The sequence below is a fragment of the Mycobacterium colombiense genome (assembly GCF_003284975.1).
Lineage (GTDB): Bacteria > Actinomycetota > Actinomycetes > Mycobacteriales > Mycobacteriaceae > Mycobacterium > Mycobacterium europaeum_A.
Genome location: NZ_QMEU01000037.1, coordinates 21768 through 38665, shown reverse-complemented (window position 1 = coordinate 38665; position 16898 = coordinate 21768). Strand labels below are relative to the sequence as shown.

General features: G+C 69.7%; 17 protein-coding genes and 1 pseudogene. 10 read left to right on the top strand and 8 right to left on the bottom strand.

Annotated features, from left to right (window positions below; genetic code table 11):
- The 10 genes from DQP58_RS14185 to DQP58_RS14140 form a co-directional block, all read left to right on the top strand.
- Nucleotides 1–1410 (top strand): Sua5/YciO/YrdC/YwlC family protein (locus DQP58_RS14185; protein ID WP_133259372.1); only part of this gene is annotated, 1410 nt, incomplete at its 5' end.
- Entirely contained in the window at nucleotides 1407–2141 is a 735-nt protein-coding gene (locus DQP58_RS14180) for a HypC/HybG/HupF family hydrogenase formation chaperone (protein WP_112708975.1), read from the top strand. The genes DQP58_RS14185 and DQP58_RS14180, both read left to right, overlap by 4 nt.
- Nucleotides 2138–2812, top strand: a complete 675-nt coding sequence (locus DQP58_RS14175) for a D-sedoheptulose-7-phosphate isomerase (RefSeq protein WP_112708974.1) — start codon at nucleotides 2138–2140, stop codon at nucleotides 2810–2812. Before DQP58_RS14180 ends, DQP58_RS14175 begins: the two co-directional genes overlap by 4 nt.
- Nucleotides 2812–3924: a hydrogenase expression/formation protein HypE gene (gene hypE, locus DQP58_RS14170; protein WP_112708973.1), complete on the top strand. Its 1113-nt coding sequence runs from the start codon at nucleotides 2812–2814 to the stop codon at nucleotides 3922–3924. Before DQP58_RS14175 ends, hypE begins: the two co-directional genes overlap by 1 nt.
- 11 nt (nucleotides 3925–3935) lie before the next feature.
- The gene (locus tag DQP58_RS14165) at nucleotides 3936–4208 is read left to right on the top strand and encodes a HypC/HybG/HupF family hydrogenase formation chaperone (protein WP_112708972.1); all 273 of its coding nucleotides are present in this window, start codon (nucleotides 3936–3938) and stop codon (nucleotides 4206–4208) included.
- Between the two features lie 12 nt (nucleotides 4209–4220).
- On the top strand, nucleotides 4221–5351 hold the full coding sequence (gene hypD, locus DQP58_RS14160; RefSeq protein ID WP_112708971.1) for a hydrogenase formation protein HypD: 1131 nt from the start codon (nucleotides 4221–4223) through the stop codon (nucleotides 5349–5351).
- Complete coding sequence (locus tag DQP58_RS14155) at nucleotides 5348–6082, top strand: DUF6390 family protein (RefSeq protein WP_276310509.1); 735 nt, start codon at nucleotides 5348–5350, stop codon at nucleotides 6080–6082. Before hypD ends, DQP58_RS14155 begins: the two co-directional genes overlap by 4 nt.
- 21 nt (nucleotides 6083–6103) lie before the next feature.
- Nucleotides 6104–7237 (top strand): alkaline phosphatase family protein, encoded by a 1134-nt coding sequence (locus tag DQP58_RS14150; RefSeq protein ID WP_112708969.1) that lies wholly within the window; start codon nucleotides 6104–6106, stop codon nucleotides 7235–7237.
- 148 nt (nucleotides 7238–7385) lie between these two features.
- A complete protein-coding gene (locus DQP58_RS14145) occupies nucleotides 7386–7778 on the top strand; it encodes a hypothetical protein (RefSeq protein ID WP_240629816.1) in 393 nt (130 codons plus the stop codon).
- A 122-nt stretch (nucleotides 7779–7900) separates the two neighbouring features.
- Complete coding sequence (locus tag DQP58_RS14140; RefSeq protein WP_112708967.1) at nucleotides 7901–8860, top strand: PPE family protein; 960 nt, start codon at nucleotides 7901–7903, stop codon at nucleotides 8858–8860.
- Here DQP58_RS14140 and DQP58_RS14135 read toward each other — a convergent pair.
- From DQP58_RS14135 to DQP58_RS14100, 8 genes and pseudogenes are all read right to left on the bottom strand, one after another.
- Nucleotides 8857–9636 carry a 3-oxoacyl-ACP reductase gene (locus tag DQP58_RS14135; protein WP_112708966.1) on the bottom strand — a complete coding sequence of 260 codons (780 nt, stop codon included), beginning with the start codon at nucleotides 9634–9636 and terminating at the stop codon, nucleotides 8857–8859. The two genes, DQP58_RS14140 and DQP58_RS14135, sit on opposite strands and share 4 nt — an antisense overlap.
- A 3-nt stretch (nucleotides 9637–9639) precedes the next feature.
- Nucleotides 9640–11004 (bottom strand): aldehyde dehydrogenase family protein, encoded by a 1365-nt coding sequence (locus DQP58_RS14130; protein WP_112708965.1) that lies wholly within the window; start codon nucleotides 11002–11004, stop codon nucleotides 9640–9642.
- A 1-nt stretch (nucleotide 11005) separates the two neighbouring features.
- Nucleotides 11006–11803 carry a gamma-glutamyl-gamma-aminobutyrate hydrolase family protein gene (locus DQP58_RS14125; RefSeq protein WP_240629814.1) on the bottom strand — a complete coding sequence of 266 codons (798 nt, stop codon included), beginning with the start codon at nucleotides 11801–11803 and terminating at the stop codon, nucleotides 11006–11008.
- Nucleotides 11784–12892: pseudogene (locus tag DQP58_RS14120) on the bottom strand (glutamine synthetase family protein). Before DQP58_RS14120 ends, DQP58_RS14125 begins: the two are co-directional and overlap by 20 nt.
- Nucleotides 12893–13197: 305 nt before the next feature.
- Nucleotides 13198–13749, bottom strand: a complete 552-nt coding sequence (locus DQP58_RS14115) for an alpha/beta hydrolase (RefSeq protein WP_112708976.1) — start codon at nucleotides 13747–13749, stop codon at nucleotides 13198–13200.
- A gap of 129 nt (nucleotides 13750–13878) precedes the next feature.
- Nucleotides 13879–15384 (bottom strand): cobyric acid synthase, encoded by a 1506-nt coding sequence (locus tag DQP58_RS14110; RefSeq protein WP_112708963.1) that lies wholly within the window; start codon nucleotides 15382–15384, stop codon nucleotides 13879–13881.
- A 10-nt stretch (nucleotides 15385–15394) separates the two neighbouring features.
- Entirely contained in the window at nucleotides 15395–16252 is an 858-nt protein-coding gene (map, locus tag DQP58_RS14105; protein ID WP_112708962.1) for a type I methionyl aminopeptidase, read from the bottom strand.
- A gap of 32 nt (nucleotides 16253–16284) precedes the next feature.
- Nucleotides 16285–16869, bottom strand: a complete 585-nt coding sequence (locus DQP58_RS14100; RefSeq protein ID WP_112708961.1) for a DUF1707 SHOCT-like domain-containing protein — start codon at nucleotides 16867–16869, stop codon at nucleotides 16285–16287.
- Nucleotides 16870–16898: the final 29 nt, after the last annotated feature.

Genomic DNA, 16898 nt, shown 5'->3' with positions numbered 1-16898 from the left:
CTGATGCTGCCCTACTCCCCCATGCATCACCTGCTACTGGCGGCGGTACCGGGCGGTCCCGGACCGGTGCCCGACGCGCTGGTGCTGACCAGCGCCAACCGCTCCGACGAGCCCATTTGCTTCACCGATGACGATGCGGCGCAACGCCTTCGGAGCCTCTGCGACGCGGTCCTTGACCACGACCGGCCCATCCATGTGCCGTGTGACGACTCGGTGGTGCGCGTCGTCCATGACGAACAGGGCGCCCATGAGCTGCCCGTCCGCCGGTCCCGGGGCTATGCGCCGCTGCCGGTCGACCTGCGACTCGATGGTCCCAGCGTGCTGGCCGTGGGCGGCGAACTGAAGAACACCTGCTGCCTCACCGACGGCGGCCGGGCGTACCTGTCCGGCCACATCGGCGACATGGCCACCTGGGAGACGCTGCGCGCGTTCGAGCGCGCGGTGTCCCAGCTCAGCGAAATCCGCGGCCGGCCCGCGCGGTTGGCCGCCGACCTACACCCCGGCTATCACACCCGCAGCTGGGCCGAGCGCCACACGGGCGAGCGCCCGCTGGACCTGGTGCAGCACCACCACGCCCACGTCGTCTCGCTGCTGGCCGAACACGGTCGCCTCGGCGAACCCATCATCGGGGTCTCCTTCGACGGCACCGGTTACGGGTGCGACGAAACGATCTGGGGCGGTGAGATTCTGGCCCTCGGAACGCGAAGCCACCGTTTCGTGCGCGCCGGACACCTGCTGGCGGTGCCGCTGCCCGGCGGCGACACCGCCGTGCGCAACCCGTGGCGGATGGCGCTGTCACAGTTGTGGATGGCCGACATCGACTGGACCCCCGACCTGGCGCCGGTGGCCGCAGCGAGGGCCGACGAACTAAGGCTCATCCGTTCGCAATTGGAGACCGGGACGGGCTGCGTGCCGTGTTCGAGCATGGGCCGCCTGTTCGACGCGGTCGCCTCCCTGCTCGGCGTTCGACACCGCATCGACTACGAGGGTCAAGCCGCGATCGAACTCGAGGCGCTGGCCCAGGCGGTCGGCGTGGAGTCCGCGCGCCCGTCGCTGCCGTTGGCGGTGCGCCCCGACGGTGTGATCGATCCCGCCCCGATGGTGCAGACCATGGTCGCGGCGCTGTACGCCGGGACACCACCGGCGACGCTGGCGGCGGCGTTTCACCGGGCCGTCGCCGACGCCGTCACCGAGGTGGTCACCCAGGTGGCGGGCCGCACCCGGCTGGTGGGTCTCACCGGCGGGGTTTTCCAGAACGTGATGTTGCTCCGGGCTTGTCGTACGAGGCTGCAGCGCAACGGGTTTGAAGTTCTCACCCATCACGTCGTGCCGCCGAACGACGGCGGGCTGGCGCTGGGCCAGGCCGCGGTCTCGGTGCTGATCGCACAGGAGGAGGAGTCGACGCGATGATCACCACCGCCATCGATCGCGGCCTGAGTGCCGAACTGGCCGAAGACCTCGCCGCCACCGCCCTGACACTGGCCAAACGATTCGCCGCCGGCGCCACCATGTGGTCCATCGCGCCGTCGTGGGAACCGCACGCGCTGCACATCGCGGTGGAATTCGTGCATCCGGTGATCATGGGCAAGCGGGCCCTGCCGGCTGTCGCGCTGACCGGGCCCGATCTGGTGGACCTCGTCCGGGTCTCGGTGCGGCCCGGCGACATCGTGGTCGCGATCTCGGATGCGGACAACGCGCAGGTGCGCTCGGTGATGCGCCGCGGACCGGCCTGGGGCGCCACCACGATCTGGATCGGCAGCGGTGATCGGCCAGCGGCCGCGATGGCCGATCACGTGCTCTGGCTGGACGATCCCGACCCGCGCATCCCGGCCACCGGCGGCTTCGTGCTGTTCTACCACCTGCTCTGGGAGCTCACCCACGTGTGCTTCGAGCATTCCGGGCTGCTCAAACCCAAGGGATGCGAGGACGACGAGGCGTGCGTGACGTGCAGCGACGAGGGCCGGCTGGGCGAGGTGGTGAGCGCTTCGATCGGCGATCAGGCGCGGGTGCGCACCGCCCGGGGGATCGAGAACGTGATCACCACGCTCGTCGACCCGGTCACGCCCGGCGAGCTGGTGCTGGTGCACGCGGGCATGGCGATCAGTCGCGTCGATGACGAAGAGCAGGAAGGTGTTTCATGAGCCCGACCGACGAACCCACCAACTTCCTGTACCCGTTCATCGACGCCGAAGAGGACGACCCGTCTGCCCTGCTCGCCGACCTGGCCGCCTCCGCCCACGCCAAAGCGTCGGAAAGCCTGGCGTTACGACGGTCCACGCTCGAAGCCAACGCCGACCTGCTGGCGGCGGCCGCCGCCGAGCTCGCCCGCCGATTCGCCGCCGGCGCAAGGATGTTCACCTTCGGCAATGGCGGCAGCTGCACCGACTGCACCACGCTGGCGAGGTTGTTCGCCCGGCCGCCGCTGGGCAAGCCGCTGCCGGCGTGGTCGTTGACCGCCGACCAGGCGATCCTGACCGCGCTGGGCAACGACGTCGGGTTCGAGCTGGTGTTCGCCCGGCAGCTGATCGCCCGCGCTTGCGACGGCGACATCGCGCTCGCGATGTCGACCAGCGGCGGTTCGCCCAACCTGCTGACCGCCCTGGCCGAGGCGCACAAACGCGGCCTGTACACCATCGGCTTCGCCGGCTACGACGGCGGCGCCTTCGTGGACAACCCGAACGTGGACGCCTGCTTCGTCGTACGTTCGCAAAGCGTGCACCGGATTCAGGAGTCGCAAGCGCTGGTCGGTTACCAGTTGTGGCTGGCCGTTCACGAAAACCTGGGGAGCGATCAAGGTTTGGGGGCGGCGTGATGAACAAACCGGCAAGCGACTACCTGTCGTCGGGGCCGCGGTTCGGCGAAGGCGACGTGATCGAGCGGATCGAGTCGTTCCGCCGGCGCCGCCCCCGACTGCTCGACGATCATGTGACCCTGGCGCATGGTGCGGGCGGCAAGGCATCGGCGGCGCTGGTGGACGCGGTGTTCGTGGAGGCGTTCCGCAACCCGCTGCTCGAGTCGCTGGGCGACGGCGCCGTTTTAACCTTGCCCGGCGGCGAGCGGGTGGCGATGTCCACGGATTCCTTTGTGGTGCAGCCCCGCCGGTTCCCCGGCGGTTCCCTCGGTACCCTCGCCATCCACGGCACCTGTAACGACCTGGCGGTGGCCGGCGCCGTGCCGTCCTGGATCTCGGCGGCGTTCGTGCTCGAAGAGGGCTTCGGAATCGCCGAACTGAAAGAGATCGTCGCCGACATGGCCGCGGCGGCCGCGGCCGCCGGTGTGCAGGTCGTCACCGGCGACACCAAGGTGGTGCCCCGAGGCGCGGCCGACGGACTGTTCATCACCACCGCAGGAACCGGGGTCATCCCCGCGGGCCGCGCACTGTCGGCGCAGTCGGTGCGCGCCGGGGACAAGGTGCTGTTGTCGGGGTCCATGGGCGATCACGGCATGGCGGTGATGCTGGCCAGGGGTGATCTGGCCATCGAGGCCGACATCGCCTCCGACACCGCGTCGGTGAGCCCGTTGGTGGAGTTGTTGATGGCGGCCGCCCCGTCCACCCGATGGATGCGTGATGCGACGCGCGGCGGCGTCGGCACGGTGTGCAACGAGCTGGCCCAGGCCTGCGGCCTCGGGGTGTTGCTCGAAGAGGAACGACTCCCGGTGGCGCCCATGGTCAATGGCGCGTGTGAGTTGCTCGGCATCGATCCGCTGTACGTCGCCAACGAGGGCAAGTTCGTCGCCGTCGTCGCACCGCAGGAGGCTGCGGCCGGGCTGGCCGCGTTGCGTTCGCATCCGTTGGGCGCAGATGCGGCCGAGGTCGGGGAAATCGTCACCGAACCCGCCGAAAGCGTGGTGCTGCGTACGGGATTCGGCGGCACCCGGATCGTCGACATGCTCGTCGGGGATCCGTTGCCGCGGATCTGCTAGGAGGTAATCAGATGTGTCTTGGAATTCCGGGCCGGATCGTCGAGATCACCGACCCCGCTAATTGTTTGGCGAAGGTGGACGTCAGTGGTGTGCAGCGGACCATCAGCATCCGACTGCTGGAAGACGACCTGCCCGCACCCGGCGACTGGGTACTGGTGCACGTGGGATTCGCGATGGCCAAGATCGACGAGACCGAGGCGTTGCTGACGCTGGCGGCCATCAAGAAACTCGGCGACGCCTACACGACCGAAATGCAGGCCTTCGATTCGTCGGCCATCGTGTAACGAGGAGCGGCAATGAAATTCGTTGACGAGTTCCGCGACCCGGCTGCGGCGCGCAAGCTGCTGGTGGCCATCGAGCACCTGGCCGGGACCGACGGTGAGGAGTTCAAATTCATGGAGGTGTGCGGCGGTCACACGCACACCATCTACCGGCACGGCATCGAACACCTGCTGCCCGACAACGTCGAACTGGTGCACGGCCCGGGCTGCCCCGTCTGCGTGATCCCGATGGGACGCATCGACGACGCGATGTGGCTGGCCGGCCAGCCCGACGTGATCTTCACCTGCTTCGGCGACATGATGCGGGTGCCCGGCTCGCACGGCAGCCTGCTGGACGCCAAGGCCCGCGGGGCCGACGTCCGGTTCGTCTACTCCCCACTGGACGCGTGCAAGATCGCGGTCGACAACCCCGCCAAACAAGTGGTGTTCTTCGCCATCGGTTTTGAGACCACCGCGCCCTCGACCGCGGTGACGCTGGTGCGGGCCCGCGAGCTGGGCCTGCCCAACTTCAGCGTGTTCTGTAATCACGTCACGATCGTGCCGCCGATCAGGGCCATCCTCGAGTCGCCGGATCTGCGGCTGTCCGGCTTCATCGGACCCGGGCACGTGTCCACCGTGGTCGGCAACCGACCCTACCGGTTCGTACCCGAGGTGTACCGAAAGCCGTTGGTGGTGGCCGGTTTCGAACCGCTGGACATCCTGGCCTCGGTCGCGATGCTGCTGCGCCAGATCCGCGAGGGTCGCTGCGAGGTGGAGAACCAGTACAAGCGCGTGGTGCCCGAGCGCGGCAACCCCGCGGCCCTGGCGTTGCTGGGCAGGGTGTTCGCGCTGCGGCCCCATTTCGAATGGCGCGGGCTCGGCTTCATCTCGCAAAGCGCGCTGCGCCTGCACGACGACTTCGCCGAATTCGACGCCGAGCTGCGGTTCGCGATGCCCGGCGTGCGGGTCGCCGACCCGAAGGCCTGCCAATGCGGTGAGGTGCTCAAGGGGGTGCTCAAGCCTTGGGAGTGCAAGGTTTTCGGCACCGCGTGCACCCCCGAGACCCCGATCGGGACCTGCATGGTCTCGCCCGAAGGGGCGTGCGCGGCCTACTACAACTTCGGCCGCATGCACCGCGACGCGGTCAAACTGGTGGGGCGCACTTGACCGATCCCCGGGGTGCCGAGATGTTCGCGCGCTACGCCTACGCGCCCAACGCGCTGGGCTACTGCGGGCCGCCGTTGGGAGCCACCCTGCGGGACGGGTCGGTCGCCGACGTGCGCAGGGCGGCGACGAAGTTCTCCGGGGCCTGGCCGTACCTGCGGGTGCTGTCGGAGCTGACCGGCATCGCCGACCCGCTGGATTACCGCCTGGTCGAATCCTATTGGCTCGGCGGCGGCGTCGCCGCCGACCTCGACCCGCAGCGGTTCTTCGACGCGCTGCTCGAGATCATCGGCCCGCAGGCGGGCCACTACTGGTCGCACCTCACCGCGGATCTGGCGGGCGAGGCCGCCGGCAACCACTGCTTCCACGTCTTCGGGGTATATCCGTGGACGCGCTTCCTGGGCCGCGGTACCGACGCACAACCGCTGAGCGTACTGGACAACTGCCGAATCACCTCCGGCACAGTGCTTTCCCGCGACGCGGACCGCGTCGAGGTGTCGTGCCGCAACCTGACCTGGGACGGTCAGGCCCTTACGCTGTCGGCGCCGTCGGCGCGGGTGCTCGACGTGTGGGTTGACGGCTACAGCGCGGTGCCCGACGTGGCTGCCGGCGATGTGGTGGCGATGCACTGGGGCCGGTTGTGCGGCCGTCTGTCGCCGGCGCAACTGTGCGCGCTGACCGACAGCACGAACCGGCAGCTGCGGGTGACCGGCCATCGACTGGCGCACGTCTGACTTCGCCACCAGACTGGCCCCGTGCCCGGTTCTCTGCGCGACGTGCTGCCCGCCGCGGCCACCCTGCTCGGAGTCCCGGGCGCCTCGCACCTGCCGGACGAACTGGCGGTGGCGGAGTCGGTGGACGCGGACCGGATCGACCGGGTGCTCGTCGTGCTGGTGGATGGATTGGGCTGGGATCTGCTCCCCCGGCTGGCCGCCAGCGCCCCACTGCTGGCCTCCGTGCTGGCCGGTGGCACCGGACGACTGACCCGGCTGGACTGCACGTTCCCGTCGACCACACCGACCAGCCTGGTGTCGCTGGGCACCGGCGCACAGCCGGGCGAGCACGGGATCCTGGGCTTCACGCTCAGGGTGCCGGGCACTGATCGGGTGCTCAACCACGTCCGCTGGCGTGACGACCCGGCGCCCGCCACGTGGCAGCCGGTGCCGACGTGGTTCGAGCGGCTCCAGGCGGCGGGGGTGAGCGCCGGCGCGGTGTTGCCGGCGATGTTCGTGGGCAGCGGGCTGACCGAGGCCGCCTACCGCGGCGCCGAGCTGCACCCGGCGGGTCCGGCCGACGACTACGCGCGGCTGGTGGCCGACGTGCTGCGCGCGGGGCCCGGTCTGGTCTACGGCTACACCGCCGAGCTCGACACCGCCGCCCACGTCTTCGGGATCGGTTCGCAGCAGTGGCATGCCGCAGGGGCGAACGTCGATGCGCTGCTGACCCGCCTGCTCGAGGCGCTGCCGCCGAACGCGGCGATGCTGGTCACCGCCGACCACGGCGGCATCAACGTCCCACAGCGGGCGCGGATCGACCTCGACTCCGACCCCAGGCTGACTGAGGGAATCGAGGTGGTGGCCGGCGAACCGCGGGTGCGCTATCTGCATACCGTGCCGGGGGCGGCCGGCGACGTGCGGGCGGCGTGGGGCGAGCTGCTGGACGGCAGCGCCACCGTGTACAGCCGCGAGCAGGCGGTGGCCACCGGCATGTTCGGGACGGTCACCCCGCAACACCTGGAACGCCTTGGCGACGTGGTCGTCGTCTGCTCAGGTGACGCCGCGGTGCTGGCCAGCGCGCACGAGCCCCCGGAAACGTCTCGCCTAATCGGCTTCCACGGCGGAGCCACCGCGGCGGAGATGGCCATTCCGCTCGTCGTTTTCGGGCCGTAGCTGCGCAAACACACACCGGACTCGGATCGAGTTCACAGCTCGTTTAGACCGTTCGCCGATTTTTGCGCGCTACATTCGGTGCACTGTGGTTTTCCGGGGCGTTGGCGAGACTCGGCGATGGCAGGCGGCCATCGCGGTTGCCGCAGCGGTGGCGGCCTTCACCGCCCTGATCACGGGTTCGGCGCTGCGACCCGCCTTCTCCGCGGCGGCACCGCCGGAGCCCGCCGCGTGGTCCGCGGGACTCGGCGCGGCCGCAGGACTGACGCACGGTCGTCTGCCCGCCCTCGGCCAGCCAGCCGTGGCGGCGTCGCGCGTCGGCGCGCCGGCGAACAAGACCAACCGCAAGCCGTTCCACAGCGCGTGGATGACGAAGGAGCGGCCCTTGACCTGGAACCGCGTGTCGGCACAATCGGTGCTGGCGCCGGTGCCGTTGTCGTTCACCCCGATAGGGTTTGCGCCCGCCGGCGCCCGATCCCGCGCCCCGGCGGTCATTTCGTCCGACCGAGATATCTTGACCCAGATCTGCGTCGCCCGTAGCTGATCGTGGCGCCCGGGCCGAGCGTGCCTCGCCCACCGGCTTGTAACCCCGGCGTCTATCTCGTGGAGGAACATCCTCATGTTTTCGGGCATAACAAACACCGCCACTGTGGGGCGGAGGCTGTAATGGATTTCGCGACGCTACCTCCGGAGATCAATTCCGGGCTGATGTATTCGGGGCCCGGCGCGGGCTCGATGATGCGGGCCGCGGCGGCGTGGGATGCGCTGGCGGTGCGGCTCTTTACCGCGGCGGCCGACTATCGGGCGGTGACCGCGAAGTTGGCTGCGGCCGGCGAGGGCTTGGCCACGGCGGAGCACACCGCAGCCGCACTCTACGTCGACTGGCTCGAGGCGGTCGCGGCCCGCAGTGAGCACGCGGCCACCCAGCTTGCGGCGGCGGCGGGCGCACATCAGACGGCCTTCACGGCGACCGTCCCGCCGCCGGCGATCGCCGGCAACCGCGCTCGACGACTCTCGCTCACCTCGACGAATTGTCTGGGCCAGCACAGCACGGTGATCGCGGACGCCGATGCCGAGTACGACGCGATGTGGGCGCAGAACACCGGCGCCATGTACGCCTACGCGCGGGCCGCGGCCGCTGCCACCGCGATTGCTCTCTTTCCCGAACCACCCGGCAATCCCGCTGTGGCCGAACGTAGTTGGGTCTTGCAATCGGCACCGGACGTCATATCGGCCGGCCGCAAGGTGATGTCGGTGATACCCGACGCTTTAGCGCGCTTGTCGTCGTCACCACTGCAGACGATCGATGCGTCACTGTCCCCGGTCACCGCGCCGCTGTCGAAGCTGAACTCGGTGACCGCAGCGTCAGATTTCGCGATCGCCCACCTGAATTCGGTGAACAAGACGGCGGCCCTGCAATCGCTTTTCCCGAAGCCGGCCGCCACCAAAGGCGTCAAGGCGGCCTTGCGTCGCGCGGCGCCGGTCGGCGCGCTGTCGGTGCCGCGCGCCTGGGCGGCCGCGGCGCCCCTGCTGGAGCGGTCGATCGGGGATCGGACCGGCGAACCCGTACGCCTGGTCGCGATCAGCGAGCCGCCCGGTCCCCATGCGGCCAATGAGCTGGGTTAGAGCGGGGTGACATAGGCCGCGCTGATGCCGCCGTCGACCATGAACGTCGAGGCGGTGATGAACGACGCGTCGTCGCTGGCCAAAAACGCTACTGCCGAGGCGATTTCGTCGGGTTTGGCGAAGCGGCCGACCGGGACGTGCACCAGTCGGCGCGCGGCGCGTTCCGGGTCTTTGGCGAAAAGCTCTTGCAGCAGAGGGGTATTGACCGGCCCCGGGCACAGGGCGTTGACGCGGATGCCCTGCCGGGCGAACTGCACGCCCAGCTCGCGCGACATGGCCAGCACCCCGCCCTTGGACGCCGTGTAGGAGATCTGCGACGTCGCCGACCCCAGGACCGCGACGAACGACGCGGTATTGATGATCGATCCCTGGCGGGCGGGCACCATGTGGCGCAACGCCGCCCGGCAGCACAGGTACACCGACTTCAGGTTGACGTCCTGAACGCGTTGCCACGCCGGCAGTTCGGTGTTCTCGATCAGGTCGTCGTCGGGCGGGGAGATGCCGGCGTTGTTGAACGCGATGTCGATGCGCCCGTGCGCACGCGCCGCGGTACCGAACAGCGCGTCGACCGCGCCCTGGTCGGACACGTCGGTGGGTACAAACAAACCGGACAGTTCCTCGGCCGCCGCGCCACCGGCGTCGGCGTCGATGTCGCCTACCACGATGGTGGCGCCCTCGGCGCGCATCCGCCGGGCCGCGGCCAGCCCGATGCCGCCGCCGGCGCCGGTGACGACGGCCACCCGGCCTGCCAGTCGTTGGGTGAGATCGACCGCCACCGCCTAGTCCTCCTTGATCGCGATGAACACGTTCTTGGTTTCGGTGAACTGCAGCGGCGCGTCCGGGCCCAGCTCACGGCCCAGCCCCGACTGCTTGAACCCGCCGAACGGGGTGCTGTAGCGCACCGACGAGTGCGAATTCACCGACAGGTTCCCGGCTTCCACCGCCCGCGAGACGCGCAGCGCGCGGGACAGATCGTCGGTCCAGATCGATCCGGACAGGCCGTAGCTGGTGTCGTTGGCCAGCGTGATGGCGTCGTGCTCGTCGTCGAAGGCCAGCACCGTGACGACCGGGCCGAAGATCTCGTCGGTGACACAGCGGTCGGTGCGGTGCGGCGTCAGAACCGTTGGCGGAAACCAGAATCCGCGGCCGGCCGGCGCGGTGCCGCGAAACGCGACCGGGGCGTCGTCGGGCACGTACGACGCCACCTTGTCGCGGTGCGCAGCGGACACCAGCGGCCCCATCTCGGTGCCCCGAGACGCCGGGTCGCCGACGACGACGCGCGTGACGGCGGGCTCGAGCAACTCCATGAAGCGGTCATAAACGCTGCGCTGCACCAGTATCCGGCTGCGGGCGCAGCAGTCCTGACCCGCGTTGTCGAACACCCCGGCCGGCGCGGTCGCGGCGGCGCGCTCCAGATCACAATCGGCGAAGACGATGTTGGCGCTCTTGCCGCCCAGTTCGAGGGTCACCCGCTTGACCTGTGCCGCCGCTCCCGTCATCACCGCCTTGCCGACCTCGGTGGACCCGGTGAACACCACCTTGCGGATGTCGGGATGGGTGACGAACCGCTGCCCCACCACCGCACCCCGCCCCGGCAGCACCTGCAGCAGATCCGCGTCGAGGCCGGCCTGCACCGCCAGCTCACCGAGCCGGATCGTGGTCAGCGGCGTCACCTCGGCGGGTTTGACCAGCACGGCGTTGCCCGCGGCCAGCGCCGGCGCGAAACCCCACGACGCGATGGGCATCGGGAAGTTCCACGGGGTGATCACGCCGACCACACCCATCGGCTCGTTGAACGTGACGTCCAGGCCGCCGGCCACGGGAATCTGCTTGCCGGACAAGCGTTCCGGGCTGGCCGCGTAGAAGTTCAACACGTCGCGGACGTGACCGGCCTCCCACTCGGCCGACGCGATGGGATGCCCAGAATTGGCGACCTCGAGGGCGGCGAGCTCGTCGAGGTGGGCGTCGACGGCGGCGGCGAAGGCCCGCAGGCCGGCGGCCCGTTCGGCCGGGGCCAACCGCGCCCACCTGCGCTGGGCCGCCCGCGCCCGGCCCACCGCGTCGTCGACCGCCGCAACGTCGGCATGCTCGACCGACCGCAGCACCTCCTCGGTGGCCGGGTTGATCAGTTGCGCGGTGCTCAACTCAGCTCCCGCGTCCCGCGTAGGACCGCGCGGCGTCCACGATCGCGGTGAACAGCCGCAGGTCGTCCAACGACTGCTCCGGATGCCATTGCACGGCAAGCACAAACCTGTCCCCCGGCAGCTCCAGCGCCTCGACGACGCCGTCGCCGTCCCGCGCACTGACCACCAGGCCGTCGCCCACCTTGTCGATGGCCTGATGGTGATAGCTCGGCGCATCGGCGGCCTCCCCGACCAGCGCGGCCAGCCGGGTGCCCGCCACGGTGCGCACCGGCAGCCGGGTGAATACCCCGTTGCCCGCCCGGTGTCCGCTGTGCCCGAGCACGTCGGGCAGGTGCTGGTGCAGCGTGCCGCCCAGCGCGACGTTGAGTATCTGCGCGCCGCGGCAGATTCCGAGCACCGGCAGGCCCCGCCGCAGCGCGCCACGCAACAGCGCGAACTCCCACGCGTCGCGGTCGGTGCGGGGCTGGTCGGTGCTCGGGTGGGGTTGCTGGCCGTAGCTGGCGGGGTCCACGTCGTAGCCGCCCGTGATCACCAGGGCGTGCAGGCTGTCGAGAACCGAATCGACGATCTCGGCGTCCACCGGCTGCGGTGGCAGCAGCACCGCGATCCCGCCGGCCAGGATGACGCCTTCGAAGTAGTCGGCGGGCAGATACCCGGCGGGGATGTCCCAGATGCCGGTCTGCACCCGCTCCAGGTACGTCGTGAGGCCGACAACCGGGCGGCTCAGTGGCGATCGCAAGCGCGGCGTAGCCGGGCGCAGCGGGTCGCCACCATCGAGGCTAAAGCCGTTCAAACCCACGCATCCTCTCCCAGTCGGTGACCGCCGCGTTGAAGGCCGCCAACTCCACCCGCGCGTTGTTCAGGTAATGGGCGACCACCTCGTCGCCGAACACGTCCCGCGCGAGCGCCGAGCGTTCGAACGCCGAGGCCGCCTCGGCAGGGTGACGGGCAACCGCTCGACGCCGGGAGTCCGGTAGGCGTTTCCCGCGCAGGGCTCCGGTAGCTCCAGCCCCCGTTCGATACCGTACAGCCCTCCGGCGACGATGGACGCCACCGCCAGATACGGGTTGACGTCGCCGCCGGGCACCCGGCACTCGACGCGGGTGTTGGACCCATGACCGACCACCCGCAGCGCGCAGGTGCGATTGTCCACACCCCACGCCAGCGCGGTGGGCGCGAAACTGCCGTCGGCGAATCGCTTGTAGGAGTTGACGTTCGGCGCATAGAACAGCGTGAGCTCGCCCAGGCTGGCGAGCAGGCCGGCCAGGAAACTGCCGAACGTCGAGGACATGCCATGCGGGCGGCTGGGGTCGGCGAACACGGCACCACCCTGCGAATCGCGCAGCGAGAGGTGCACGTGACAACTGTTGCCTTCTCGCTCATCGTATTTCGCCATGAACGTGAGGCTCTTGCCGTGCCGGTCGGCGATCTCCTTGGCGCCGTTCTTGTAGATGACGTGGTTGTCGCAGGTGATCAGCGCGTCGGCGTAGCGGAAACCGATTTCCTGCTGTCCCCTGTTGCATTCACCCTTGACGGCCTCAAAGCGCAGGCCGGCGCCGATCATCCCCTGCCGGATGTCGCGCAGCAACGGCTCCATGCGCGAGGACGCCGAGATCGCGTAATCGATGTTGTAGTCGCTGGCCGGGGTCAGCCCGCGGTAGCCGTTGGCCCACGCCTGGCGATAGGGCTCGTCGAAGACGATGAATTCCAGTTCGGTGGCGACGTCGGCGGCCAGGCCCCGCTCGGCCAACCGGTCCAGCTGGCGGCGCAGGATCGCCCGCGGCGACACGGTGACCGGGCTGCCGTCGGACCAGCCCACGTCGGCGATTACCAACGCCGTGCCGGGCAGCCAGGGAATGCGCCGCAGGGTGGACAGGTCGGGCAGCATCACCGTGTCGCCGTATCCGGTGTCCCAGCTCGACATGGCGTAGCCGCTCACGGTGTTCATGTCGACGTCGACGGCGAGCAGGTACCCGCAGCACTCGGCGCCGTGCCTGGCCACCTCGTCGACGAACAGCCGGGCGTCGATCCGCTTGCCGACCAGCCGGCCCTGCATGTCGGCGAACGCCACGATGACGGTGTCCACCTCGGCGGCGCCCACCAATCGCTGCAGCTCGCTCAACGACAGCATCGCGGCATCGGGATCGGTCACCGCGTGTTCTTCACTGGCCATGACGGTCAGTCAACCAGGCGCTACCAGCTGCTGGTGCGCAGAATGATCTCCGCGGCCAGTTGCGCCGTCGACTCCTGCACCGTGCGCCGCCCCAGGTGCACCACCCGGTAGTCGGCGTAGACGTAGCGCTGGCTGGCCTGCGCCACGGCCCGGGCGGCCGGCGAGCTGACCAACACCGTGGTGCCGATCTCGACCGGCGGGCAGTGCCCGTCGGTGACGGCGCCCTCGTAGTTGGAGGCCCGCGGGTGGCCGCGGTCGATCACCACCAGTCCGACGAAGCGGCCCAGCCGGGTGGCGGTCAGCTCCCAGGCGAGCTCGGCGCCGGCGCGATCCCCCATCACCACGGCCCAGCCGATGCCCAGGGCGTCGAGGATGCCGATGAGCGACTTGGGGGTCAGCCGCGAATCGAAGCCGACCACGACCGTCCGAAGCGATGCGGTGTGCAGGCGCTCGCAGACCGCGTCGTACGCCGCCGGGACGCGGTCTGCGTCGCCCAGTATGACGACGACGACGCCGTTCTCCGGGCCGGCCACAACCACCGGCACGGGGAATCCGTCCAGGGTGGTCATCATCGAGGACACCCCAGCACGCTACAACCAAATGGCGTGCGCGCGCGACGATTCTTCAGCATCTGGTACGCGGATCCGATTTTTTGCCGCGCCGTCAACGGCGGCGTTCACACCGCGCTGGGCGCGAATGCCCTAGGGCCGCAAAGCACTTGCGAGATGCGGTCGCCGCGGCGGGGGACCATCAAGCAAGCTGAGAATACCGTCGAGGTCGAGGTGGGATGCCAGCAAGTCGGCGGCGACATCGAGTTGCGCGTCGCGGCGGGCGGCGACGTCGACGTCCCCGACCACGAATCCGCCGCGGCCGGCGGCATCGGCGACCCAGCGCAGCCAGCCGCGCCGGAAGTCGTCATTGTCGAGCAATCCGTGCCAGTGGGTCCCGAAGACCGCCCCGCGCACCACACCCTGGGGCTGGGGATCGGCGTCACACTCGAACCAGCTCGCCTCCGCGCAGCGGGTGAGCCGGCCGTGGTGGATCTCGTATCCGGTGAGCGGGCGCTGCCAGCGGCGCAGGGTCTTGTCGGCATCGAAGGCGATGTCGGCGTCCAGCAGCCCGAGCCCGGCCACGCCCGTCGTGCCGGATTCCACCGGATCATCTAGGCGACTGCACAGCATTTGAAATCCGCCGCAGATTCCCAGCACCGGCTTGCCGGCGCGGGCGTGCGCGGCGATCGCGTCGGCCAGGCCCTGGACACGCAACCACGCCAGGTCGGCGACGGTGGCCTTGCTGCCCGGGATGACGATCAGGTCGGCGTCGGTGACGTCGGCGGGGTCGGTGACCCAGCGCACCAGCACGCCCGGTTCACAGGCCAGCGCCTCGACATCGGTGGAGTTGGAGATGCGGGGCAACCGGACCGCGGCCACCCGCAGCCACTCGTCGCCGCAGGGCGGGGCGGGCGTGCCGATGACGCGGTGCGCGACCACCGACAGCGAGTCCTCGGCGTCCAGCCACAGCTCGTCGGCGTACGGGAGCACGCCGTAGGTGGGCCGGCCGGTCATGTCGTGCAGCTGGCGCAACCCGGGTTCGAGCAGCGCCGGGTCGCCGCGGAACTTGTTGACGACGAACCCCGCGATCAGCGCCTGGTCGTCGGGCTCGAGCACCGCGACCGTCCCGAACAGGTGCGCCAACAGCCCGCCGCGATCGATGTCCCCGACCAAAAGCACCGGCAAATCCGCGGCCCGGGCCAGCCCCATGTTGGCCAGATCGGTGGCGCGCAGGTTGATCTCGGCCGGCGAACCGGCCCCCTCGCAGATCACCGCGTCGAATTCGGCACGCAGGCAGGTCAACTCGTCGAGCACGACGGAGGCCAGCCGATCACGGTGCCGCACATAGCTTTTCGCGCTGACCGTGTCGGCAACCCGCCCCTTGATCACCAGTTGCGACGTGCGGTCACTGCCCGGCTTGAGCAGGATCGGATTGAAGCGCACGCTGGGTTCCAGCCCCGCCGCGCGCGCCTGGATCGCCTGGGCGCGGCCGATCTCACCGCCTTCGACGGTCACCACGGAGTTGTTGGACATGTTCTGCGCCTTGAAGGGGGCGACGCGGACCCCGCGGCGGGCCAGCAACCGGCACAGGCCCGCCACCACCACCGATTTCCCGGCGTCGGAGCTGGTGCCCGCGACCAGCAGGGCTCCGGTCATCCGGCAAAAGTCATGGCAAGGTGAGGATTTCGACGCCGGTTTCGGTGACCAGCAGGGTGTGCTCGAATTGCGCGGTCCACTTGCGATCGCGGGTGACCACCGTCCAGCCGTCGTCCCAGATCTCGTAGTCCAGGCCGCCGAGGTTGATCATCGGTTCGATGGTGAACGTCATCCCCGGTTGCATGATGGTCGACACCGACGGCTGCTCGTAGTGCAGGACCACCAGGCCGTTGTGGAACGTGGTACCGATGCCGTGACCGGTGAAGTCGCGAACGACGTTGTAGCCGAACCGGTTTGCGTACGACTCGATGACGCGGCCGACGACCGACAGAGCCCGCCCGGGCTTGACGGCGTTGATCGCGCGCATCGTCGCCTCCCGGGTTCGCTCCACCAGCAGCCGGTGCTCCTCGGACACATCGCCGGCCAGGAAGGTCGCGTTGGTGTCGCCGTGCACCCCGTCGATGTAGGCGGTGACGTCGATGTTGACGATGTCGCCGTCCTCGATCACCGTCGAGTCCGGGATGCCATGGCAGATGACCTCGTTGAGCGACGTGCAGCACGATTTCGGGTAGCCCTTGTAACCCAGCGTGGAGGGGTAGGCGCCGTGGTCGACCATGTACTCGTGGGCGATGCGGTCCAGTTCGTCGGTGGTCACCCCCGGTGCGACGGCCTTGCCCGCCTCCACCAGCGCGCCGGCCGCGATCCGGCCGGCGACGCGCATTTTCTCGATCACCTCGGGGGTCTGCACCCACGGTTCGCTGCCCTCCTGGGCGGTGGGCTTGCCGACGTATTCCGGGCGCGCGATACTGCCGGGCACCGGCAGAGTCGGGGACAACTCTCCGGGGGAAAGCGCGGTGCGAGCAGGCATGCGACCAGCTTAATGGCAGGGCGGGTGGACGCTCAGAGCCGCTGACGGCGCAGCAGCGAGCGCCGCGGCCCGCGGATGATCACCGAGCCGCACACCACCCGCCCGGTCAACACGACGTGTGGCCTGCCCTCACCAGGCGGGTCTTTGCGACGGTCACTGGCGCTGCCCACGTAGACCTCGACGTCGTCGATGGACGCGCTGGCGCCGTCGGGCAATCGAATCTCCACCGAGCCGAATCTCATGTCGAGTTCGATGACCACCACCGGCCCCGCGAAGCGGGCCTTGGTGAGGTCGAGTTCCACCGAGCCCAGCCGGCGGACCAGCGCCAGGCGGGTGGGCACCTGCCATTCACCGTGGCGCTTCAGCGAACCCGCCCAGCCGCGCAGCTCGACCCGGTCGGCCGCGGAGGTGACGATGGCACCCGGCCCCGGCAGGTCGTCGACCAGATGGTCCAGCTCGCCGCGCGTGCGCGCGTAGGACACCTGCGACGAGCGCTGCTCGAACTCGTCGATGTCGATCAGCCCGAGCGCGACGGCGTTGTGCAGTCGCCGCATCGTGCCGTTGCGGTCGGCGTCGGAGACCCGCAGGGCCACCATGTCGCCGCCGGTATCGGTCATGTTCGCAATTTACCGCTGAAGCGGGCCAG

Coding starts and splice junctions, on each gene's coding strand:
- DQP58_RS14115 (WP_112708976.1), bottom strand. CDS start 13,749: ATGATGACCACCCTGGACGGATTCCCCGTGCCGGTGGTTGTGGCCGGC.
- DQP58_RS14175 (WP_112708974.1), top strand. CDS start 2,138: ATGAGCCCGACCGACGAACCCACCAACTTCCTGTACCCGTTCATCGAC.
- DQP58_RS14110 (WP_112708963.1), bottom strand. CDS start 15,384: ATGACCGGAGCCCTGCTGGTCGCGGGCACCAGCTCCGACGCCGGGAAA.
- DQP58_RS14100 (WP_112708961.1), bottom strand. CDS start 16,869: ATGACCGATACCGGCGGCGACATGGTGGCCCTGCGGGTCTCCGACGCC.
- hypE (WP_112708973.1), top strand. CDS start 2,812: ATGAACAAACCGGCAAGCGACTACCTGTCGTCGGGGCCGCGGTTCGGC.
- DQP58_RS14140 (WP_112708967.1), top strand. CDS start 7,901: ATGGATTTCGCGACGCTACCTCCGGAGATCAATTCCGGGCTGATGTAT.
- hypD (WP_112708971.1), top strand. CDS start 4,221: ATGAAATTCGTTGACGAGTTCCGCGACCCGGCTGCGGCGCGCAAGCTG.
- DQP58_RS14180 (WP_112708975.1), top strand. CDS start 1,407: ATGATCACCACCGCCATCGATCGCGGCCTGAGTGCCGAACTGGCCGAA.
- map (WP_112708962.1), bottom strand. CDS start 16,252: ATGCCTGCTCGCACCGCGCTTTCCCCCGGAGAGTTGTCCCCGACTCTG.
- DQP58_RS14165 (WP_112708972.1), top strand. CDS start 3,936: ATGTGTCTTGGAATTCCGGGCCGGATCGTCGAGATCACCGACCCCGCT.